A 22068-nucleotide genomic window follows, 5' to 3' on the forward strand; every position below is an offset into this window, starting at 1 on the left:
CGGAAATCGACGAAATCGGGGCGAAGACCCCGCCGGACCGCCCTCTACGAGATGTGTCGACGCAAGCGCGGCCTTGGCGGAAGTTCTCGGAAAATATCCAGAATTTCCCAGATATTCTCAGGCTTTGCGTTGTGGGCCCGTGTCGGATTTCGTTGCGCGTGAAACGCGTGCGGCCGCGCGCAAGGGCGCCTTGCGGGCCATAAGAAACGCGTCCCGGGGCGGCTGATCTATTACGCGATGCGACGCAAAACTTATCACCTGTCACGGCGAACCTATCGCCGGGGCCGCGCTCCGCCGATAGGAAATGGCGCGCGCCCTCAAGGTTTCGCGGCGGGCCAGTTGCGGTCGGGCGAGGTCGAACGCCTTTGTCAGGACGAACGGGGGCGCCCGCTGGTCCGATGACCACGGCCAGTTCCCCGGATACTGATGAGTCCTGAGGAGAGGAAATTGGCCGGGAAGGTACATCTTAAGATCGCCGTGGCGGAGCATCCGCACACGTCGGCCATCCGCGACGGCTCGATCCCCATCGAGGGCGTCGAGGCGGAGATCATCACCGTCAAGCCGCAGATCGGCGCGTTCCGCCGGATGGTGCGCGACGTCGAGTTCGACGTCTGCGAGATCGCGCCCACGACCTACATCATCGCCCGGGCCTATGGCGCGCCGTTCGTGGCGCTGCCGATCTTCGTGGTCCGACGCTTCCACCACTCGGGCATGCTGGTCCGTCCGGACGCCGGGATCGCCACGCCCAAGGATCTGGAAGGCAAGAAGGTCGGGGTCCGCGCCTATTCGGTGACCACCGGCGTCTGGCTGCGCCAGGCGCTGATGGACGACTGCGGCCTGGACCCTTCGAAGGTGACCTGGGTCGTCGACGACGAGGAGCACGTCAGGGAGCTGAAGCTGCCCGGCAACGTGATCCACGCCACCCGTCCCCTGGCCGACATGATGGCCGATGGCGAGTTGTCGGCGGGCGTCGAGGGGGCGGCCGGCATCGGTCGCACCGGCGCGCCGACCGGCGGCTGGCAGGAGGTCGAGGCCAACTATCCCGACCTACTGCCCAACGCCGCCGAGCTGGAGGCCGACTACTTCCGCCGCACCGGCGTCTATCCGATGCACGGCACCATCGTGGTCAAGGACTCGGTGCTGGCCGAGCATCCCTGGGTCGCCAAGTCGCTCTACAACGCCTTCAAGCAGGCCAAGGACGAGTGGCTGGAGCGGGTGAAGGCCAACGGCCCGCGGGACGCCACCGAGAAGAAGTACGTCAAGCTGATGGACGTCGTCGGTCCCGACCCGCTGCCCTACGGCATCGAGGCCAACCGCCCCACCATCGAGGCGCTCGAACAGACCGCCTTCGCCCAGGGCCTGACGCCCAGGCGGATGAGCATGGACGAGCTGTTCGTCGATCCGGACAAGCTGTGAGCCGAGGAACCAAGACCATGATCATCGATTGCCACGGCCACTTCACCACCGTCCCCAAGTCGTTCCGCGACTGGCGTCAGGCCCAGGTCGACGCCACCAACGATCCGGTCAACGCGCCGCCGGTCTCGGGCGCTCACGTCACGGACGACGAGATCCGCGAGGGCGTCGGCAACGGCCAGCTGAAACTGCAGCAGGAGCGGGGCAGCGATCTCACCCTGTTCTCGCCGATCGCCGGCCTGATGAGTCACCACCTGGGCAATGAGCGCACCAGCCTGCAGTGGGCCGAGGTGTCCAACAACCTCGTGAAGCGGGTGACGGAGCTCTATCCGGACAACTTCGCGCCGGTCTGCCAGCTGCCGCAATCGCCCGGCGCGCCGCCGGCCAACTCAATCCCCGAGCTGCGCCGCTGTGTCGAGGAGCTGGGCTTCGTCGGGGCCAATGTGAACCCGGACCCGACCGGGGGCTACTGGACCGGCAAGCCGATGACCGACCGCGAGTGGTACCCGCTGTACGAGGCGCTTTGTGATCTCGACGTGCCTGCGATGGTCCACGTGGCGGCGTCGTGCAATCCGAACTTCCATGGCACCGGCGCGCACTATCTGAACGCCGACACTTCGGTGTTCATGCAGATCCTGCAGAGCGACCTGTTCAAGGACTTCCCGACCCTGCGCCTGGTCATTCCGCACGGCGGCGGGGCGGTGCCCTATCACTGGGGTCGCTATCGCGGCATGTCGCTGGAGATGGCCAACCGGCCGCTGGAGGGCCTGCTGGACAACATCTTCTTCGACAGCTGCGTCTATCACCACCCCGGCGTCGACCTGCTGACCAAGGTCATCCCGTCAAAGAACGTGCTATTCGGCTCGGAGATGATCGGCGCGGTGCGCGGCAAGGATCCGAACACCGGCCACTACTTCGACGACACCAAGCGCTATGTCGACGCGTGTGTCAGCCTGACCGACGAAGACCGCTACAACATCTTCGAAGGCAACGCCCGCCGGGTCTATCCGCGTCTCGACGCGCAACTGAAGGCGCGCGGAAAATAGTCTAACGGTTTCAAATCTCTACGAAGGCGCGACGCGGCATCCCCGTGTCGCGCCTTTCGCGTTTTTGGCGGCCCTAAACTTATAGCTCGCCGCATAGCTTCGACTGCTCCGGGGCGACGATCTCGCGGACGATGGCCTCGAACAAACGGCGGCGACCAGCCCGCCGGAGGCCAGTCTAGGGAGCGCTTATGTCCTCGGTCATCGACATCCATCCGCACGTGATCTCGGATGACGAGGCCCGCTATCCGCCGGCGCCGTTGTTCGGCAAGCGCTCGGACTGGTCGCAGGAGCGGCCCTGCGTGGTCGAGACCCTGATCGCGGCCATGGACGCGGCGGGCGTGGCCAAGGCGGCCGTGGTCCATTCCTCGACCACCTACGGCTTCGACAACAGCTATGTGGTCGACGCCTGCAACCGCTACAGCGACCGCCTGATCGCCGTCGGCTCGGTCGACGTGGGGGCCCCGGACGCGGTCGAGACGATCAAGGCCTGGACGGACAAGGGCCTCGCGGGCCTGCGGATCTTCACGGGCGGCAGCACCAAGGACTTCGACCCCAGCGAGCTGGAAGACGAGAGCGCCTATCCCGCCTGGGAGTTGCTGGGCGAACTGGGCCTGACCATGTGCATCCAGACCGGCCCGGTCGGCCTGCCGCAGGTCACGACCCTGGCCAAGCGCTTCCCGAACGTGCCGATCATCCTCGATCACCTGGCCCGGCCGGAGGTCGCCGACGGCCCGCCCTACGAGGCCGCCCAAAGCCTGTTCGCGCTGGCCGAAATCCCCTCGATCTATCTGAAACTGACGCCCCGGATCATGGGCGACAGCGTCAAGGGCGCCGCCACGGCCGAGACCTTCTTCCCGAAGGTTGTCGAGGCGTTCGGCGCCAGCCGCCTGGCCTGGGGCTCGAACTTCCCGACCTCGCCGGGGACGCTCGCGGAAATCCTGGCGACCGCCAAGCAACGCCTGGTCTCGCTTTCGGCCGAAGACCAGGACTGGATCTTCGGCAAGACCGCCCTGTCGCTCTATCCCAAGCTCGGCGCATAATGAGAAAGTCAGGGGAGTAACGCATGGCCAGCACCAGTGAGGCCGCCGCCATCAACGCCAACGAGGGTGTGACGATCGCCACCGTCACCGTTCCGCCCGTCTGGAAGCGATGGTCGATCCTGGCGCTTCTGGCCCTCGGCGCCCTGATCGCGTTCGTGGATCGCACCAGCATTTCGTCGGCCCTGGCGACGCCGTCGTTCAAGGAGCATTTCCACCTGTCCAACCTCGATCGGGGTTGGATCAACTCGGCGTTCTTCTGGTCCTACGCGGCCCTGCAGATCCCGATGGGCTGGGTCGTCGACCGTTATGGCGTGAAGCGGGCCTATACGATCTGCTTCGTCGTGTGGTGCGCGGCGTCGGCCTTGACGGGTCTGGCCACGACCCTGGCGGCGCTCATCGTCATGCGCCTGATCGTCGGCGCGGCCGAGGCGGTGGTGGTGCCGGCCAGCTATCGCTGGATCCGCAACAACTTCCACGAGGGCGAAAGCGGCACGGCCGTCGGCCTCTACATGCTGGGCAACAAGTTCGGTCCGGCCATTGGCGCGCCCGTCGCGGCCTGGCTGATCGTCGCCTACGACTGGCGGGCGATGTTCGTGATCACTGGCGCCGTGGGCCTCGTCTGGGTGCTGCCCTGGCTGTTCATGGTCAAGAACGACCTGCCCCGGAAGAGCGAGATGGTCGCCGTGCGCGCCAAGGCCTCGGCGGTGCCGCTCAAGAACATCCTGGCCAGCCCCCTGGTCTGGGGCACGCTGGTGGTCAACTTCTGCTACAACTACTTCACCTTCTACTGCATGACCTGGATGCCGGCCTATCTGGTCGAGCACCGGGGACTGACCTTGGCGAAGATGGGGCTGTATTCCTTCTTCAGCTTCGCCGGCATCGCCATCGTGGCGCTGGTCGCCGGCTGGACGGCGGACAGGCTGATCGCCCGAGGCGGCGACGCGGTCGTCGTGCGCAAGAGCTTCGTGGTCGCCGGTTTCCTCGTCGCCTCGACGGTCATTCTGGGCGCCAAGACCGAGAACACGGCGGTCGCGCTGTTCTGGAACGTGTTCTCGCTGTCGGGGCTTGGCTTGGCCACCGCCAACAACCTGGCCCTCTGCCGCCTGACCCTGATCCCCAAGCCCGCTGTCGGCGTGGTCACGGGCATCCAGCAGGTCGCCGTCAGCCTGGCCGGCATGGTCGCGCCGATCCTGTCGGGTTGGCTGCTGGACGTCAGCGGCGGCTACACCGTGCCGATGTACGTGATCTTCGCCTTCCTGCTGCTGGGCGCGCTCACGACCCTGTTCGTCCTGCGCCGCGACTGGGCCCCGAAGGTGCCCGAAGGCGTCGAGATCTGACCCCAGGCCGGCGTGAAGCGATCACGTCGAGCCCGAAACGAATTGGCGAGCCTGGGGCCGGGCCCCTAGGTCTGGCTGATCAAGGAGACGCGTAAATGGCCAAGATCGTGTTTGGCATGGCCGTGCCGCACAGCGGCATGCTGGGGCAGGCGCCCGAGGACTGGCTGACCAACGGCGAACGGGACCGCAAGAACCCCGAGCTGTGGTTCCGCAACCGCACCTGGACCTATCCGGAGCTGGAGGCCCATCGCGGGGCCGCCTTCGAACCCTTCCTGACCCTCGAAGAGCGCACCGAGCGCGCCGGCCGTTGCCGCGCCGCGCTGGACAAGATGGCCGAGGCCTATGCCCGCGCCAAGGTCGACGTCGCCATCGTCCTGGGCAAGGACCAGAAGGAGATCTGGCCCGACCAGTCGCCCTCGATCACCATCTACACCGGCGAGGACGTCCACAACGGCCCGCCGCAGCGCAGCGTCTACGCGCCCGACCACCACGTGGTGCACAAGGCCTATCCGGACCTGGCGACCTATCTGATCAAGGCCTTCCAGAAGGAGGGCTTCGATCTCAACGACCTGCAGGCCTGGCCCGAGAATGTCTGGATGGCCCAGCGCCAGGGCATGAAGCCGGACTATCCGGTCGTGCCGCACGCCTACAGCTTCGTCTATCACCAGATCATGGGCGACCAGCCGCCGCCGCACGTGCCGGTGCTGTTCAACCTGTTCTATCCGCCGACCCAGCCGTCGATGAGCCGCTGCATCGCATTCGGCCGCGTGCTGCGCGAGGCGATCGAGGCCTGGCCCGACGACGTCCGCGTGGCGATCATCGCCTCGGGTGGCCTGTCGCACTTCGTCAATGACGAAGAGTTCGACCGCGACGTGATGGAGAAGCTGGCGGCCTATGACTACGACGGCCTCGCCGCGATCCCCGACGGCTACTACCAGTCGGGCACCTCCGAGGTGAAGATCTACAGCATCGTCATGATGGCCCTGCAGCACACGGGGGCCCAGATGACGCTGGTCGACTACGTGCCGTGCTGGCGCACCGCCGCCGGCACCGGCGAGGGCATGGGCTTCATGTACTGGAACCCTGAAGAGACCCCGGAAGCGGTCTGACTGGAAAGAACGATATCCGCATGAGCGACACCCGCCTGAACGGCATCATCCGCGCCTGGGAAGCCGGCAAGCCCGCCTTCACTTGCTTCGCCAAGGCCGACAAGCAGTCGGCCATCGACCTCTCGGACTCGCCCTACGACGGCCTGGTGTTCGAGATGGAGCACAATCCCTGGGACATGGCCGCCCTGGGCGACGCGCTGCAGTACCTCCTGAACCGCAAGCAGATCCATTCGGCCGCGAGCCTGGCGCCGCAGGTCACGCCGATCGTCCGCATCCCGGCCAATGGCGTGGAGATGAACCAGGCCTACGCCAAGCAGGCGCTGGACCGGGGCGTCTATGGCGTGATCTGGCCGCACATCAACGACGTGGCCCAGGCCTACAACGCCGTCGCCTCGTGCCGCTATGGTCGGCCGAAGAACGCGCCGCTGTACGAACCGCGCGGCGTGCGCGGCGATGGTCCCGCCACGGCCTCCCGCTACTGGGGCCTGTCCATGGCCGAGTACTACGCCAAGGCCGACGTCTGGCCGCTGGCCCCGCAGGGCGAGCTGCTGGTCGGCCTGATGATCGAGAGCGTCAAGGGCGTCGAGAACCTCGACGAGATCCTCAAGGAAGTGCCGGGCGTCGGCTTCGTGCTGATCGGCGAGGGGGACCTCTCCCAGGAGATGGGCTTCCCGCGCCAGTACGATCATCCCGACGTCCGCGACGCGATGAAGAAGGTCGCCGAGACCTGCGTGCGCCATGGCGTGCCGGTCGGCAATCCGCACACCAACGCCGGCAATATCGATCGCCTGCTGGCCGAGGGCTATCGCTGGCTGATGGCCGCCCCGCAGCGCTCCTATGGCGTGGTCGGCAAGGGCAAGGAGCTGGCGGGTTACTGATCTCCCCAGTTCCAGGGAAGGGCCGGAAATCTATCGCTTTCCGGCCCGTTTGGATTGGGCCGCCGCCCCCTGGAAATGATCTCTCTTCCTCTCGAGCGACACGCGTCACAGCACGCGATCGCCGAGTGGAGGAGTTGAGATGAACGGCGCCGAAAGCCTTGTGAACACGCTGGCCGACCAGGGCGTCGAGGTCTGCTTCGCCAATCCCGGCACGTCGGAAATGCATTTCCTGGCGGCGCTGGAAAACCCTCGGATGAAGAGCGTGCTGTGCCTGTTCGAGGGCGTGGCGACCGGGGCGGCCGACGGCTGGTATCGCATGCGCGACAAGCCGGCCTCGACCCTGCTCCACCTCGGCCCCGGGCTGGCCAACGGCCTGGCCAACATCCACAACGCCAAGCGCGCCGGCTCCGGGATGGTCAACATCATCGGCGAGCACGCCACCGCCCACCTGAAATACGACGCGCCGCTGACCTCGGATATCGAGGGCCTGGCCCGGCCGCTGAGCCACTGGGTGCGCCGCGCCGACAGCTCGGCTTCGATCGCGCTCGACACCGCCTCGGCGGTCGCCAAGGCCAGCGAGCATCCGGGCCAGATCGCCACCCTGATCCTGCCGGGCGACACCTCGTGGGGCGACGCCGGCGAGCCGCCGAAGACCGTCCGCGCCTCGGTGACGCCCAAGGCGCCCGACCAGGCTCGTGTCGACCACGTGGCCAAGGTGCTGCGCGCCGACGAGCCGACCCTGATCATCTTCGGCGGCAAGTCGATGCGCGGGAAGGCGCTTGAGTTGGCCGGCCAGGTCGCCGCCAAGACGGGCGCGCGCCTGGCCACCCAGTTCTTCAGCTGCCGGATCGAGCGCGGCGCCGGGCGCACGCCGCTGGAGCGCATCCCCTACGCCGTGCCGCAAGCCGTGGCCTTCCTGAAGGGCTTCAAGAACATCATTACCGTGGAGACCGGCGAGCCGATCGCCTTCTTCAGCTACCCGGACAAGCCCAGCCTGCTGAAGTCGCCCGAGAGCACCGTGCACAGCCTGGTGACCACCGGCGAGGACAGCGTCCTGGGCCTGGAGATGCTGCTGGACGCCCTGGGCGGTCCGAAGGCCGAGGCTCGCCTGCAGGAACGTGTCGACAACGGCGTCCCGACCGGCAAGCTGGAGCCGATCAGTATCGCCCACGCCCTGGCCAGCGCGATGCCGGAGCACTGCATCCTGGTCGATGAGTCCCTGACCACCGGCCGGGAGTCGATGGGCCTGACCGCCGGCGCCCTGCCGCACGACACCATCCAGAACATGGGCGGCTCGATCGGCTACGGCACGCCCGTGGCCACCGGCGCGGCCCTGGCCTGCCCGGACCGCCGGGTCTTCTGCATGGTGGGCGATGGCAGCGCCATGTACACGATCCAGTCGCTGTGGACCCAGGCGCGCGAAGGCCTGAACGTCACGACGATCATCTTCGCCAACCACAGCTACCAGATCCTCAAAACCGAATTCGCCAATATGGGCTTCGGCGCGCCGGGCCCGCAGGCCCTGGCGATGATCGACATCGACAAGCCGCGCATCGACTGGGTGGCGATGGGGACCAGCATGGGCGTCCCCTCGCGGCGCGTCACCACGGCCGAAGACTTCCACAAGAGCATGGTCAACTCGGTCCGCGAGGCGGGGCCGGTGCTGATCGAGGTCGCGCTCTAGCGCGCCAGGAACCCAAAAAAGGGGCAGGAACAATGACCGACACCACGACCGACGTCCTGACGCTGAAGACCAACCTGGCCGACTATCCCGTGACCAAGGCCATGAAGGACGGCCGGGTGACCTCGGACATCGTCAAGCTGGACTATTGCGGCCCCGAGCAGGCCCACAACGGCTTCAAGGACATGGTTCGCCGCGACCAGTACGACGCCGGCGAGCTGGCGATCGTCACCTACCTGCAGGCCAAGTGCTACGGGAAGCCGTACGTCATGCTGCCGGCCCCGATCTCCGGCCGCTTCCAGCACCATTGCGCCGGCTTCAACAAGGAACTGGGCCACCTCGACCCCCAGGACATCGAGGGCAGGCAGGTCGGCGTTCGCACCTATGCCCAGACGACGGGCCTGTGGATCCGCGGCGTGCTGCAGCACGAGTACGGCGTCGACCTGGACAAGGTCACCTGGATGACCACGGGCGACGGCCACCTGGAGGAATACAGCGATCCGCCGAACTGTCTCCGACTGCCCAAGGGCTCGGACATCGGCCAGATGATGCTGGACGGCGAGCTGGCCGCGACCCTGCAGGGCGTCGACCTGCCCAAGGATCCGCGCGTCCAGTACCTGGTCCCGGACCCGTTCAACGCCGCCAAGGCCTGGTTCGCGCGCGAACAGGTCGTGCCGATCAACCACGTCTTCGTGGTCCACGAGGACATCGCCAAGACGCGGCCCGACGTGGTGCGCGAGATCTATCGCATGATCGTCGAGAGCCGCGACCTCACCGAAGGCGGCGCGCCGGCGATCTATCCGCCGTTCGGCCTGGAGGCCAATCGCAAGGGCCTGCAGCTGGCGATCGACTGGTCGTTCGAGCAGAAGATCATCCCGCGCAAGCTGTCGGTCGACGAGCTGTTCGACGAAACCACGGCGGCGCTGGGCTGACATCGATCCGCGAGGACGCGGTGTTCCGGAAAATGAATGGATGCGCGCCCGAAACCAATAAGTCGAATGTCGAGCGAGCGGCGCATCCTTAAATCGCGGCCTTGAATGCGCCGCGACAAAAATAAAAACGGTCGAGGTCGGGCGCGAACGACTGCGTCATCTCTCGGCATAAGGGAGGGATAGATGAGGAAGCTCACCATAGGCGTCGCTTTGCTTGCCGGAGCGAGCGTTGCCGCGCTCGCCACGGGCGCTTTTGCTCAAATCGCGCCGCAAAAAGAGACCGACACCGCGACGGTCGACGAAATTCTGGTCACCGGTTCGCGCGTCATCAAGAACGGCGACGCCAGCCCATCGCCGGTCACGGTCATGCCGACCGAGGACCTGACCAAGGCCAATCCCGGCTCGACGCTCGCCGACGCCCTCAACACCCTTCCGACGTTCGCGGGCTCGCGCGGCGCGACCAGCAACCCGACCACGACCGGCACCGCCGCGGGCGGCAACGGCGCGGCCAACCAGCTGAACCTGCGCAATCTCGACGCGGTCCGCACCCTGATCCTGATGGACGGCAAGCGCGTCCCGCCGACCCTGTTCAACGGCGTCGTCGACGTCGACATCATCCCGCAGATGCTGGTCGAGCGCGTCGACGTGGTGACGGGCGGCGTCTCGGCGGTCTACGGCTCCGACGCCGTCGCCGGCGTCGTCAACTACGTCATCAACAAGAAGTTCAACGGCGTCCGCGCCGAGACCAGCTACGGCGTGTCCGAGCAGGGCGACGGCGCCAAGTTCGACGCGGCCTTCGCGGCGGGCGCGGCGCTGAGCGATCGCCTCCACATCGAGGGCAGCTACGAGTTCCGCAAGGAAGAGGGCATCGATCGCCGCTCGGATCGCGACTGGCTCAACCAGTGGGGCGTCACCGGGGGCGGCACCGCGGCCAACCCCTATGTCCTGCAAGGCAATCTGCGCCAGAGCGCCTTCCCGTTCGGCGGCCTGATCACGACGGGCGCCCTGGCCAACCAGGTGTTCAAGGCGGACGGGGTGCTCAGCACCTTCCAGAACGGCGCGGCGACCGGCACGGCCGGCGTCCAGGTCGGCGGCGACGGCGGCTACTGGGACTCGGGCCTGGTCGCGCGCCTCAAGGGCCACCAGGTCTTCGGCCGGATGGACTATGACCTCGCGGACGACGTCCAGTTCTATGCCCAGGTCTCGGGCAATCTGAAGCAGAACACCAACTTCGCCGAGACCAACCAGCTCAACGCCATCACCCTGAGCCGGGCCAACGCCTTCCTGCCGGCCCAGTATCGCGCCCTCATCCCGACCACTGAAACCACCTTCCGGTTCAGCAAGCTGATGGGCGAGGCGCCGCGCGTCTCGGCCGACGCCGACAGCAAGCAGTGGGTCTTCAACACCGGCGTCTCGGGCGAGACGAACGGCTTTTCCTGGGGCGTCGACTATGTCCACGGCAGCGCCAAGCTGACCACGGCGCTGAAGAACACCATCAATCGCCAGAAGCTGGGCGCGGCGCTCGACGCCGTCACCGACGCATCGGGCAAGGTGGTCTGCAACATCACCCTGACCAATCCGGGCCTGGCCGACGGCTGCGTGCCGATCAACGTCTTCGGCCCGACGGCCTCGTCCGCGGCGGCGCTGGCCTATGTCACCGAGACGATCCACTACAACTCGCTGACCAAGATGGATGACATCTCCGGTCAGCTGTCGCACAGCCTGTTCGATCTCGGCGCCGGCCCTGTGAACGCGGCGATCTCGGCCGAGTGGCGCAAGGTCTCGTTCAAGTCGACCAGCGACTCGACGCCGGCCGACCTGGTCAACTGCACGGGGGTTCGCTTCAACTGCACGGCCGGTACGACGCGCAACGAGTTCGTATTCGGCCAGACCCCGAACGGCGTCAGCCAGACGGTCTGGGAAGTCGCCAGCGAGTTCGACGCGCCGCTGCTGCGCGACAAGGCCTTCGCCCAGAGCCTGAACGTCAACGGCGCGGCCCGATACACCAAGTACAACACCAGCGGTCAGTACTGGACCTGGAAGGTCGGCGCGTCCTGGGAGATCGCCGATCCCCTGCGCGTGCGCCTGACCCGTTCGCGCGACATCCGCGCGCCCACCCTGTTCGACCTGTTCTCGCCGATCACCTCGGTCACGGTCCGTCCGACCGATTTCCTGACCGGCCTGGCCCCCACGGTCGCGTCGATCGACCAGGGCAATTCGAGCCTGAAGGCCGAGATCGCCGACACCCTGACCGGCGGTCTGGTGTGGAAGGTGACCTCGAACCTCAGCTTCACGCTCGACGCCTACAAGATCACCATCAAGGACGCGATCACCCAGATCCAGGGCCAGACCCAGGCGATCCAGCAGGCCTGCTATGACAGCGGCGGCTCTTCGCCGTACTGCCAGCTGCAGGTGCGCCCGCTGAACTATACCGACAAGTCGGCCGCCAACGCGGTGACGGCCTGGCTGACCCAGCGCATCAACCTCTCGCAGATCAAGACCAAGGGCCTCGACTTCGAGGCCAACTATTCGGGCTCGTTGCTCGGCCGGCCGATGACGGCCCGCCTGCTGACGGCCTATCAGCCCGAGCTGCTCTACATCCAGCCGAACGTGCCGGACCTGGATCAGGGCGGGGTCGGTTTTGGTCCGGGCGGCCTGGGCGCCACGCCGTCGGTGCGCGTCACCGCCTTCCTGCGCTTCAAGCCGACCGACCGCGTGGCGGTGGACATCACCCAGCGCTGGCGCAACGCCATGAAGCTGGGCGGCGATGCCTCGCAGGTCTGGGTCAAGAACCGCGTCGACGCCTTCGCCACCACCGGCCTCAACGTGTCGTGGGAGCCCGAGGTCGAGTTCGCCAACCTACAGGTCTATGCGAACGTCCAGAACCTGTTCGACGCCAGCCCGCCTCCGGGCGCCTATTCGGGCAACGGCACGCGCAGCGGCCTGCGGGACGGCTTCGCCATCGGCGATGATCCGCGCGGACGCTTCTACACCGCCGGCCTGCGCATGAAGTTCTGATGCGGGCTTAGCGAGATCGAGCGGGCGGCTTCGGGAAGAACCCTGGGGCCGCCCGCTTTGTTTCCGGCCTCCGATGGCGAGGATTTCGATGACGGCTTCACCCTGTCGAACCGCCCGCAAGGCGGCGCTGGCCCTGACCGTCGGCCTGGCGCTGGCGGGCGCGGCCCGGGCCGAAACGGCCGCCGCGTGCCGCACGCTGCTGGTGGTCGAGAAGGGCGACGGGGACGTCGCCGCGATCGACATCGCCAGCGGGGCCATGCTGTGGCGCGCGCCGGCCGGGGTCGATCCGCACGAGATTGTCGTCGCGGCCGACGGATCGCGGGCCTTCGTCAGCAACTACGGCGGACCGGGCGGCGCTCTGCACGGCCTCTCGGTGTTCAGCCTGCCAGAGGGCGCGCCGCTGCCGCCGGTCGACCTCTGGCCGATGCGCAGCCCGCATGGCCTGGCCGCCCGCGGCGGGTCCGTCTGGTTCACCGCCGAGTCGAGCAAGGCTATCGGCCGCTACGACCTCGCCTCCGGTCGCGTCGCGTGGACCCTGGGCCTGGGCCAGGACCGCACGCACATGATCGCGCTGGGCCAGGCCGGGACGATCGTCACGGCCAACGCCAATTCGGGCTCGGTCAGCATCGTCCAGCCCGCCGAGGTGGCGTTCGGCGCCGGCCTGCCGCGCGCGGACTGGAAGGTCACCCAGGTTCCGGTCGGGGAGGGCGCGCAGGGGATCGACATCTCGCCCGACGGCAAGACGGCCTGGGTCATGGCCGCCAGGCGGGGCGTGGTCTCGGTGATCGACGTGGCGACCAAGGCGGTCGTCGGCGAGGTCCAGCTGCCCTGGAAGTCCGGCAACCGCCTGAAGCTGACCCCCGACGGAAGCCTGGTCCTGGTCGCCAGCGAGCAACTGGTGGCGATCGACGTCCAAACCCGTACGTTTCGCACGTTGGCGCTGGGCAAGTCGCGGGCCGAGGGGATTTTGATCGCCCCGGACGGCCATCGCGCCTTCGTCGCCTTGCCGGCCGAGAATCGGGTGGCGGTCGTCGCCTTGCCGGCCCTGAGGGTCGAAACCTACATCGCCACCGGCAAGACACCCGACGGCCTGGCCTGCGCGCCTGTTTCGGGAGGCTGAAGTCTTCCTGGGGCGAGCGCGCTATGCGACGCGCCTCGGCGCACCCCCGACGGCCTCTGGCGCCGAAACCATCAAATGGGCCCGGAGCAGTTCGATCAGTTCCACATGGAGCGGCGAGGGCAGGCGATCGGCGCGACGGACGACATCAATGCCCAGTCCCGCTTCGATCGGCGCGAACGGCATCTTCGCGAGCGCCAGACCGCCGCAGCGACTTTCATGCTCGGTCATGAGCGCCAGCCGGTCGCTGCCCGCGACAAAGTGGCCGACGATAGCCCCCTCGGACGCCGCGAAGGCGACTTGAGGAGGACTCATGCCGGCGAAGAGCGCCTCGCGCGCCGTCTCACGCGCCGAGCCCGGGGTTCCGCCAACCCAGTCATAGGTGATCAGCTGATCGAGCGTGGCGGCGTCTGGGCCGCTCAGGGGATGTCCGGGCCGTCCGAAGATGAAATAGGGGGTCCTGACCAGTCGCTCCTTGACGAGGTCGTGGCCGGTCTCCTCGACGTCGCCGACCACCAGGTCGACTTCGCCGGCGCGCAGTCTGTCCACCAATTCAACGGGGCCTTCGCGCAGCACGGTGATGCGCGCGCCCGGGTGCCGCATGGCGAGGTCGGCGAGCACCCGCGCCAGGAAGCGATTGCCGAACGCCTGAGCCGCTCCGACGACGATGGACGTCTCGGCGTTCGCCTGCTGCGCGTGTATTTCGCGGACGCCCAGCGCCACCTCATCCCGCAGGGCGCGGATGCGTTGTGCGAATTGCCGCGCCTCCACGGTCAAACGGGTCCCGTCGGGCGTGCGTTCGAAGAGCGGCCCCGTCAGTTTCTCCAGCACGCCGGCCGAACGCCGAAGCCCTTCCCGCGTCACCGCGCTCGCGCGCGCCGCCAGCTCGAGTGATCCTGTTTCGAGTACGCTCGACAGAGTTCTCACTTGAGCGGGGGTCAGGCAGTGGGTGACCGCTTCACGGTCGACTGGGCCCAGGTCCGAGATCGTCTCGTCGAGTTGATCGCAGATACGTTCGACGCGAGCGTGGAACAGTTTGCCGAGCGGCGTCAGTGTCATGCCGCCCGGGCCGCGCTCCAGCAATGCGACCGCGACCTTGTTCTGAAGCGTCGAAAGGGCTTGGGTGGCGGCAGGTTGAGACATGCCGCACACGCGCGCGGCGCGCTGAATGCCGCCGTAGCGCCCGACGGTCCTAAACAGCTTCAGCTGCTTGAAGCTGATCGAGGCGCAGCGGTCGTGAACGTCCCTCGTGTTCATCGCCTGTCATCGATCCAACGGCCACCCGTGTATCGGGCCGGGATTACCGTCCTGAATATCATCGCCGGGCAGTCTCCAACAAGGCGGTCTCACTAGACAAGATCGGCTGCTCGCCCAGCGCGATCGCTTTCACGCCGCCTCGGGTGAGCCCGGTCAGCGCCACGCAGGTCGGCGTGAAAGTTATAGATCATCGACAAAAACAAATATGCATCCGCTTCGGCGGTTGCGGGAGGGTACGCGCAAAGAAAACAAATCAAGGGGAGTAAACGTGCGTATCAGCCATCCGCTTTCGAAGGCCCTTCTGTTGAGCTCCAGCGCGTTCGCACTGGCGACGCCCGCGCACGCTCAGGAAGCGGCGAACACCAGCGCCACCGTGGCCGAGGTGATCGTCACCGGTTCGCGCATCCCCTCCAACGGCAACAACAGTCCAACGCCGCTGACGGTTGTCAGTACGCAGCAGTTGCTGGCCTCGACGCCGACCTCGGTCGCCGCCGCCCTGCAGCAACTCCCGGTGTTCCAGAACTCGATGGGGCAGAACAGCGGCACCGGCGGCGGCAACGGCGGGCCTAATGGCGCGGCCAATGCGCCGAATATCCGTAGCCTCGGTCTCTATCGCACGCTCACCCTGTTCGACGGCAAGCGGCTCCAGCCGAGCACCGACACCGGTCTGGTGACGATCGACATGTTCCCGCAGATGCTGTTGCAGCGGGTCGATGTGGTCACGGGCGGCGTGTCGGCCGTCTATGGCTCCGACGCCATCTCGGGCGTCGTCAACTTCGTCACCGATTCCAAGTTCAACGGCCTGTCGATGAAGGCCCAGCGCGGCGTTTCGGATCGCGGCGACGATCGGACCACCGACCTGGGCGTCGCCGTCGGGACGGACCTGTTCGGGGGGCGCGGCCATATCGAGGCGAGCCTCGAATACAACAACGATCCCGGTATTCTGGACATGTTCAGCCGCGATCTCGGCCAGCTCTGGCAGATCGAGGGCAGCGTCGCCGGTTCGACCTCGGCGCCGGGCTCCGCGGCCAACCCGTTCAAGCTCTATTCCAACGTCCACAACGCCTCGCTGACCAAGGGAGGCCTTATCCGATCGGGAACTCTGGCGGGGCAGAACTTCACGGCCAATGGCGTTCTGTCCGCCTTCCAGAGCGGGACCGCGACCGGCACGTCAGGGTTCCAGGTCGGCGGCGACGGCGCCTACAACAACGACAGTTCGCTGAAAGGCGCCTTGCGCGCCAAGCGCGCTTTCGCCCGCTTCGACTACGATCTGACCGACCAGCTTCATTTCTATGTCGAAGGGTTCGGCGCGAAAAACCGCAACCAGTACAACGACACCACTCTCAGCATGAACAATGTCGTGGTGCGGACGCAGAACCCGTTCCTTCCGGCCGCCTATCAGACGGGGACGGCGACGACGACCTTCACCCTGAGCAAGCAGCTTGGCCCGCAGCTTGGCCCGCACACCAAGATCTTCAACCTCGACAGCTACTACCTGAATGGCGGCCTCGAAGGCGACGCCGGCGACGTCCACTGGGAACTTGGCGCGGCGCACGGGGTGTCGACCCAGAAGTGGACCACGGCGCGCAACATCAACCTGCAGCACCTGGCCGCCGCGCTCGACGCGGTTTCGGTCGGCGCGAACATCGTGTGCCGCATCAATGCCGACACGATCACCACCAATGACGACGCCGCCTGCGCGCCATTCAACCCCTTCGGCCCAACCGCCGCGTCGGCGCAGTCGATCGCCTATCTGACCGACCGGTCTGTCGGCGAGGCAAAGGGCAGGATCCTCGACCTCACCGGTTCGATCACCGGCTCGCCGTTCGACACCTGGGCGGGGCCGATCACCGTCGCGCTGTCAGGCGAATGGCGCCGCGTCGGGCTGTCGGCGACCAGCGAGATTCCGCCGGAGGACAAGGCCAACTGTTCCGGCATCCTCTATAACTGCACCCAAGGGACGACCAATCTTCACCAGGTCACTTTCGGCATCACGCCGCTCGTGCATCAGACGGTCAAGGAAGCGGCGCTCGAGGTCGAGGTCCCGCTGCTCAAGGACGCGGCGTTGGCGCGGGATCTGAGCGTCAATCTCGCTGGCCGCTACGCCGACTACGACACCTTCGGCGGCGCTTGGACCTGGAAGGTCGGCGGGACCTGGCGCGTCAACGACGAACTGACCGTCCGTGCGACCCGCTCGCGCGACTTCCGGGCGCCCAACCTCAACAATCTCTATGGCCCGGGCACCGTCAGCCGCAGCACGGTGATCGATCAGTTGACGGGCGCGACGCTGGTCAATGCGCCGAACCAGGGTGGCGGCAACCCCGACCTGAAACCCGAGATCGGCAATACGATCACCGCGGGCATCGTCTATCGGCCGCAATGGCTGTCGGGCGCCAGCCTGGCCATCGACCTCTACGCCATCAAGATCAAGGACGCGATCACCGCTCTCAACGGCGCCAATGTCACGGTGCAGAAGCTGTGCATCGCGAGCGCCGGCGCGTCTTCGCTTTGCGACCTGATCGTTCGCCCGAACGGCTATGGCGACACCAGCACGGCGAACAACGCGACCTATTTCTACACCCGCTCGGTCAACGCCGCAGAGATCTACACCAAGGGCGTGGATATCGAGTCGAGCTACGGGACCCGACTGTTCGGCCGCCCACTTTCGCTCCGTGTACTGACGACCTACCAGCCCGTCCTGCGCCAAGACACCCCGAGCATCGGCGTTGTCGATATGGCCGGCTATGCCTACGCACCCGCCGGCGGCCTGGGCGCGACCCCGAAATGGCGTGTGACCAGCTTCGCCAGCTACGAGGTGAGCGACCAGTTCAGGGTCATGGCCTCGACCCGCTGGCGCAGCGCGCTCGATTGGAACACCGACACCACGCTCGTCTACGCCGAGCCGAAGATTGCGTCCTTCTGGACGGCCAACCTGAACTTCAGCTTCTCGCCCCAGACGGAGACCCTGCGCCCTGAGCTCTTCGTCAACATCCAGAATGTCTTCGATAAGAAGCCGCCGATCGCGATCAACTCCTCCGCCGATGCGGGACGGTTTGGCGCCTATCTCCCGTCTGACGATCTGGTCGGCCGTTACTACACGGCCGGCGTTCGCCTGAAATTCTGATCATTGCGACAGTTACGAAATCTCGGAGCGCGGGACTATGAAGCGTAAAATCCTACGGTTGGCATTGTTGTCGACCACCCTGATCGCGCCGTTGGCCGTCGCGGCCGCCGTCATGGTTCCGGCCATGGCGCCGGCGCAGTCGGCGTCGGCTCCAATAGCGGACGGCGCCCTCATGGCCGGCGCGGCGCGGGTCGACATCACCCCCGCCGTCGAAGACCTGCCCAAGCCGTTCGAATCCATCGAGAGCCGGCTCTACGCCCGCACGGTGGTGCTAGATTCGGGGGGGAAGCGCGCGATCCTGGTCGTCGGCGACCTGCCGATGTTCGCGCCTGACATCTTCGACGACGTGATGGCGCGGATCTCCAAGGAGGCCGGCACGCCGCCGGAGAACATCATGCTCGCCGTGACCCATACGCACGACACGGTGCGGATGGACAACAAGGCTGTCGGCATCATCCTTCCGGGATCGGAGAAGATCACCCGCATCACCACCGCCGCCATCCTTGCGTCGGTGAGGCAGGCGATCGCCAACCGCGAACCCGCCAAGGCAGGCTACGCCAACGGCGTCTTCCGGCTGGCCGGTCGCAGCGACGAGGGCGCCGGCGCCGAAGGCGCGGCGGTGAGCGGCCGGACCCAGAGCGCGGACGCCTCGATCGGCGTGTTCAAGGTCGAGACCCTGCAGGGCGAACCCATAGCCATGCTGATCAGCAACGGTCCGGGACCCGGCGTGCCGGGACTGGGCGGCGGCGGAAAACGCTCGAAGGTCAGCGCCGACATGGTCGGCATGGTCGAGCGCTACGTCGAGCAACGCTACGGCGACAAGGTGGTGGCTATGTACACGGTCGGCGCGCCGATGGGGATCGCGATGAACCCCGGGCGCAAGGGACCAGGTATCGTCCCGCCCGAGCCGAACACGGTGAAGGGCGCGGTGGCCACCGTCCTGGGCGAGGAGGTCATCGCGACCGCGCTCAGGATCAAGACCTCGGACCGGTTGTCGATATCCGGTTCGCTGGAAGTCCTGAACTGTCCGGGCAAGTCCACATTCCCGCTCAACAATCCCGGGGCGTGCTCGGACGCGCCGGACTCGAAGTTGCCGAGGTGCGTCTTCACCGACACCGACATCGCCCCGGTCCCGTTGCGGTTCGGGACGATCCAGCTCAGCGACTTCACGATCGTCCATAGCGACGCGAACGTCATGCCGTCGCTCTGGACGAAGGTGAAGCAGGGCGCGCCCAAGCCGGCGAACACGATGCTGGTGTCGCTGGGATACGGGCCTGTCCACTACGTCGTTCCGGACGAGGACTATCCCTCCAACAGCTATCCCGTGACCGCCAGCATGGTGAAGCGCGGCTGCGCGGCGACCGGCTTCGTCAACGGCGCGCTCAAGATGGTCAACGCGTCCAAGGCGAGCGGCGGGTAACCGCCCGCGACGGGCGCTTCAATCAGACAGGATCGAGATCGACCATGGCAGATGTCCAACCGGGCAAGTTCCACCCACAGGCGGCGTTGAAGGGTTACGCGCTCAACCGCATGTGTTTCACGCTCAACGCAGCGGAAAACCGCGCCGCCTTCATCGCCGATCCGGACGGCTATTGCGCGCGGTTCGGCCTGAACGAAGAGGAGCTCGCGGCGGTGCGGTCGCGGGACAAGACGCTGTTGTTCGCGGCCGGGGGAAACATGTACTTCCTGGCCAAGCTGGACCGGGTTCCCAAGCCCGCGGGGGTGCAGTGATGGCCGCCGTCATAGGGGGGCTGGGCACCAGCCACGTGCCGATGATCGGTCGGGCGATCGCGGCCAACAAGCAGGCCGAAGTGCCGTTCGCGCCGTTCTTCGCCAGCTTCGGCAAGGTCCACGAATGGCTGGGCGAGGCGAAGCCCGACGTCGTGATCGTCTTCTACAACGATCATGGCCTCAACTTCTTCCTCGACAACATGCCGACCTTCGCGATCGGGGTGGCGCACGACTATCGCAACGCGGACGAGGGCTGGGGGCCTCCCGAGCCGAGGACGTTCCGGGGAGACGCCGAGCTGGCCTGGCACATTGTCGGGTCGCTGGTCGCCGACGAGTTCGATGTTTCGACGTGCCAGGAAATGATCTTCGATCACGCCGGGATCACCGCGCTGGATCTGCTGTTTCCGACCGATGGAGCGGGGCATGGCGACATCCCGGTGGCCACGATTCCGATCATGATCAACGGCGTCCTGCCGCCGCTGCCGACGCCCGCGCGCTGCTACAAGCTGGGCCAAGCCATCGGCCGCGCCATCCGGTCCTTCCCGGGTGACCGCAGGGTCCTGTTGGTCGGCAGCGGCGGGCTGAGCCACGAGCTCGGCATCAGCGGCAAGATCAATCAGGATTTCGACCGGCTGACCCTTGAGAAGATCGAGCGCGATCCCGAGGCGATGACGCGCTTCACCAATGACGAGATCGTCGACCTCGCCGGCGCCCAGGGCCTCGAGCTTATGACCTGGCTGGCCATGCGCGGCGCGGCCTCGGGAGGCGACGTCGTGACCAGCATCTACCACGCGCCGATCTCGCACACCGGCGGGGCGATGATGCTGATCGACACACGCGGAGGCGAACAGTCATGACCGATGCCGTTGCGTTGAAGACGACAACCGACAAATCGCCGTCCGATTCCAAGCATTGGGGCATCATGCTGCTCCTCTCCGTCGGCGTGCTCATCGCCTACGCTGATCGGTCGAGCATCGCCGCGGCCTTGGCGAACAAGGACTTTGTCCACCATTTCGGGATGAATTCTGTCGGTCGGGGCCAGGTCGGGGCGGCGTTCTTCTGGTCCTATGCGGCCGCCCTGATGCCCCTGGGCTGGGTGGTCGATCGCTATGGCGCAAAGATCCCCTATGCCATCTGTTTCGCGCTGTGGTGCCTCGCTACCGCGGCGACTGGCGCGATGCCGGCCTTGGCGGGCATAGTGATCATGCGCTCCCTCGTGGGCGCGGCCGAGGGGATCGTGATGCCGGCGAGCTATCGCTGGATCCGCCACAATGTTCCTGAGCGCCATACCGGCGCCGCGCTGGGAATATTCTCCTTCGGAAACAAGGTCGGCACGGCGATCGGCGCGCCGCTGGGCGCGTGGCTGATCACCGCATACGACTGGCGCCTGATGTTCGTCATCACGGGGGTCTGCGGCCTGCTGTGGCTGGTCCCCTGGATGGCGCGCGTCCAGAACGATTTTCCGCGCAAGGACCAACGGGCGGACGCTCGGCGACGGGCCCAGTCCGTACCCTTTCGAAGCATCATCACCTCGCCGGTGGTCTGGGGCGGGATCATCGTCAATTTCTGCTACAGCTATTTCGTCTTCTTCTGCATGACCTGGATGCCGTCGTATCTGGTCGAGCAGCGCGGACTTTCGCTCACTAATTCGGGCCTCTACACCTTCTTCAGCTTCGCGGGCATCGCGATTGTCGCCGTCGCGGCGGGCTGGGCGGCGGACCGCATTATCGAGAAGGGCGGAGACCCGGTGGTGACGCGCAAGGCGTTCATCGTCGCGGGCTTCATCGGCGCGACCTCGGTGCTCTTCGGCGCCTATGCGCACAGCCTGGGCGCGGCGTTGTTCTGGAACATCTTCTCGCTGTCCTGCCTGGGCCTGGCCAGCGCCAACAACCTGGCGCTCACCAAGGTCACACTGATCCCAAGGCCGGCCATCGGGATGATCGTGGGCGTTCAGCACGTCGCGGCTGGACTCTCTGGCGGAGCGGCCGCCAGCATCTCCGGCTGGCTGCTCCATGTCAGCGGCGGCTATCAGCTGCCGATGTCGGTGATCGTGGTGTTTCTGGTGATCGGCGCGGCGTCGTCCGTCGTCCTGCTGCGCCCGAAATGGTCGCCCAAGGTCTCTGGCGGCGAGGACTGAACAGCGTCACCGGGGCTGTAGCCAGAACGTTTCGGCCGAAGGTCCGCTTCATGGCTGGAAGCCAACGTCCGGTCATGGCGCTTTCACACTTTTCCAAGCGGCTGTGCATCTTCTCATTGTCGGCTTTCGAGCGCCGCATTGGCGTTGTCCGGCATCGCGACTGCGGGCGGCGCGCCGCAATTCATAGCGACACTCCAAGCCCCTGTCGGCCGGCCATAGCGTGGCTCCAAGGCGTCGAATGCAGAACG

16 protein-coding genes are annotated in these 22068 nt (G+C 66.5%); 15 read left to right on the forward strand and 1 reads right to left on the reverse strand.

Annotated elements, in window-relative coordinates; translation table 11 throughout:
- Nucleotides 1-447: 447 nt before the first annotated feature.
- From AC1RRV_RS12620 to AC1RRV_RS12665, 10 genes are all read left to right on the forward strand, one after another.
- Nucleotides 448-1416, forward strand: a complete 969-nt coding sequence (locus AC1RRV_RS12620; RefSeq protein ID WP_492859985.1) for an ABC transporter substrate-binding protein — start codon at nucleotides 448-450, stop codon at nucleotides 1414-1416.
- Nucleotides 1417-1433: 17 nt separating this feature from the next.
- Nucleotides 1434-2459 (forward strand): amidohydrolase family protein, encoded by a 1026-nt coding sequence (locus AC1RRV_RS12625; RefSeq protein ID WP_492859986.1) that lies wholly within the window; start codon nucleotides 1434-1436, stop codon nucleotides 2457-2459.
- Nucleotides 2460-2647: 188 nt separating this feature from the next.
- Nucleotides 2648-3499, forward strand: a complete 852-nt coding sequence (locus tag AC1RRV_RS12630; RefSeq protein WP_492859987.1) for an amidohydrolase family protein — start codon at nucleotides 2648-2650, stop codon at nucleotides 3497-3499.
- Between the two features lie 23 nt (nucleotides 3500-3522).
- Nucleotides 3523-4836: an MFS transporter gene (locus tag AC1RRV_RS12635; RefSeq protein WP_492859988.1), complete on the forward strand. Its 1314-nt coding sequence runs from the start codon at nucleotides 3523-3525 to the stop codon at nucleotides 4834-4836.
- Between the two features lie 95 nt (nucleotides 4837-4931).
- Complete coding sequence (locus AC1RRV_RS12640) at nucleotides 4932-5945, forward strand: DODA-type extradiol aromatic ring-opening family dioxygenase (protein ID WP_492859989.1); 1014 nt, start codon at nucleotides 4932-4934, stop codon at nucleotides 5943-5945.
- Nucleotides 5946-5965: 20 nt separating this feature from the next.
- Complete coding sequence (locus tag AC1RRV_RS12645) at nucleotides 5966-6823, forward strand: HpcH/HpaI aldolase family protein (protein ID WP_492859990.1); 858 nt, start codon at nucleotides 5966-5968, stop codon at nucleotides 6821-6823.
- Between the two features lie 139 nt (nucleotides 6824-6962).
- Nucleotides 6963-8507: an acetolactate synthase large subunit gene (locus AC1RRV_RS12650; protein ID WP_492859991.1), complete on the forward strand. Its 1545-nt coding sequence runs from the start codon at nucleotides 6963-6965 to the stop codon at nucleotides 8505-8507.
- Between the two features lie 32 nt (nucleotides 8508-8539).
- Nucleotides 8540-9436 carry a substrate-binding domain-containing protein gene (locus AC1RRV_RS12655; protein ID WP_492859992.1) on the forward strand — a complete coding sequence of 299 codons (897 nt, stop codon included), beginning with the start codon at nucleotides 8540-8542 and terminating at the stop codon, nucleotides 9434-9436.
- Nucleotides 9437-9619: 183 nt separating this feature from the next.
- Complete coding sequence (locus AC1RRV_RS12660; RefSeq protein ID WP_492859993.1) at nucleotides 9620-12454, forward strand: TonB-dependent receptor domain-containing protein; 2835 nt, start codon at nucleotides 9620-9622, stop codon at nucleotides 12452-12454.
- Between the two features lie 88 nt (nucleotides 12455-12542).
- Entirely contained in the window at nucleotides 12543-13574 is a 1032-nt protein-coding gene (locus AC1RRV_RS12665; RefSeq protein WP_492859994.1) for a YncE family protein, read from the forward strand.
- Nucleotides 13575-13595: 21 nt separating this feature from the next.
- Here AC1RRV_RS12665 and AC1RRV_RS12670 read toward each other — a convergent pair whose 3' ends face one another.
- Nucleotides 13596-14828: a LysR family transcriptional regulator gene (locus tag AC1RRV_RS12670; protein WP_492859995.1), complete on the reverse strand. Its 1233-nt coding sequence runs from the start codon at nucleotides 14826-14828 to the stop codon at nucleotides 13596-13598.
- A 268-nt stretch (nucleotides 14829-15096) separates the two neighbouring features.
- Here AC1RRV_RS12670 and AC1RRV_RS12675 point away from each other — a divergent pair, with 268 nt between their 5' ends.
- From AC1RRV_RS12675 to AC1RRV_RS12695, 5 genes are read left to right on the forward strand one after another with little or no spacing between them, the layout of a single operon-like run.
- Nucleotides 15097-17952 carry a TonB-dependent receptor domain-containing protein gene (locus AC1RRV_RS12675; protein ID WP_492859996.1) on the forward strand — a complete coding sequence of 952 codons (2856 nt, stop codon included), beginning with the start codon at nucleotides 15097-15099 and terminating at the stop codon, nucleotides 17950-17952.
- A gap of 37 nt (nucleotides 17953-17989) precedes the next feature.
- The gene (locus AC1RRV_RS12680) at nucleotides 17990-19372 is read left to right on the forward strand and encodes a hypothetical protein (protein WP_492859997.1); all 1383 of its coding nucleotides are present in this window, start codon (nucleotides 17990-17992) and stop codon (nucleotides 19370-19372) included.
- 44 nt (nucleotides 19373-19416) lie between these two features.
- Nucleotides 19417-19683, forward strand: coding sequence for a hypothetical protein (locus AC1RRV_RS12685; protein WP_492859999.1), 267 nt, complete (start codon nucleotides 19417-19419; stop codon nucleotides 19681-19683).
- Entirely contained in the window at nucleotides 19683-20540 is an 858-nt protein-coding gene (locus AC1RRV_RS12690) for a class III extradiol dioxygenase family protein (RefSeq protein WP_492860000.1), read from the forward strand. The genes AC1RRV_RS12685 and AC1RRV_RS12690 overlap by 1 nt, the downstream gene beginning before the upstream one ends.
- A complete protein-coding gene (locus AC1RRV_RS12695) occupies nucleotides 20537-21820 on the forward strand; it encodes an MFS transporter (protein WP_492860001.1) in 1284 nt (427 codons plus the stop codon). The genes AC1RRV_RS12690 and AC1RRV_RS12695 overlap by 4 nt, the downstream gene beginning before the upstream one ends.
- Nucleotides 21821-22068: the final 248 nt, after the last annotated feature.

The organism is Caulobacter sp. GW821-FHT11E10, assembly GCF_058808375.1.

Coding starts and splice junctions, on each gene's coding strand:
- AC1RRV_RS12625 (WP_492859986.1), top strand. CDS start 1,434: ATGATCATCGATTGCCACGGCCACTTCACCACCGTCCCCAAGTCGTTC.
- AC1RRV_RS12630 (WP_492859987.1), top strand. CDS start 2,648: ATGTCCTCGGTCATCGACATCCATCCGCACGTGATCTCGGATGACGAG.
- AC1RRV_RS12635 (WP_492859988.1), top strand. CDS start 3,523: ATGGCCAGCACCAGTGAGGCCGCCGCCATCAACGCCAACGAGGGTGTG.
- AC1RRV_RS12640 (WP_492859989.1), top strand. CDS start 4,932: ATGGCCAAGATCGTGTTTGGCATGGCCGTGCCGCACAGCGGCATGCTG.
- AC1RRV_RS12645 (WP_492859990.1), top strand. CDS start 5,966: ATGAGCGACACCCGCCTGAACGGCATCATCCGCGCCTGGGAAGCCGGC.
- AC1RRV_RS12650 (WP_492859991.1), top strand. CDS start 6,963: ATGAACGGCGCCGAAAGCCTTGTGAACACGCTGGCCGACCAGGGCGTC.
- AC1RRV_RS12655 (WP_492859992.1), top strand. CDS start 8,540: ATGACCGACACCACGACCGACGTCCTGACGCTGAAGACCAACCTGGCC.
- AC1RRV_RS12660 (WP_492859993.1), top strand. CDS start 9,620: ATGAGGAAGCTCACCATAGGCGTCGCTTTGCTTGCCGGAGCGAGCGTT.
- AC1RRV_RS12665 (WP_492859994.1), top strand. CDS start 12,543: ATGACGGCTTCACCCTGTCGAACCGCCCGCAAGGCGGCGCTGGCCCTG.
- AC1RRV_RS12670 (WP_492859995.1), bottom strand. CDS start 14,828: ATGAACACGAGGGACGTTCACGACCGCTGCGCCTCGATCAGCTTCAAG.
- AC1RRV_RS12680 (WP_492859997.1), top strand. CDS start 17,990: ATGAAGCGTAAAATCCTACGGTTGGCATTGTTGTCGACCACCCTGATC.
- AC1RRV_RS12685 (WP_492859999.1), top strand. CDS start 19,417: ATGGCAGATGTCCAACCGGGCAAGTTCCACCCACAGGCGGCGTTGAAG.
- AC1RRV_RS12690 (WP_492860000.1), top strand. CDS start 19,683: ATGGCCGCCGTCATAGGGGGGCTGGGCACCAGCCACGTGCCGATGATC.
- AC1RRV_RS12695 (WP_492860001.1), top strand. CDS start 20,537: ATGACCGATGCCGTTGCGTTGAAGACGACAACCGACAAATCGCCGTCC.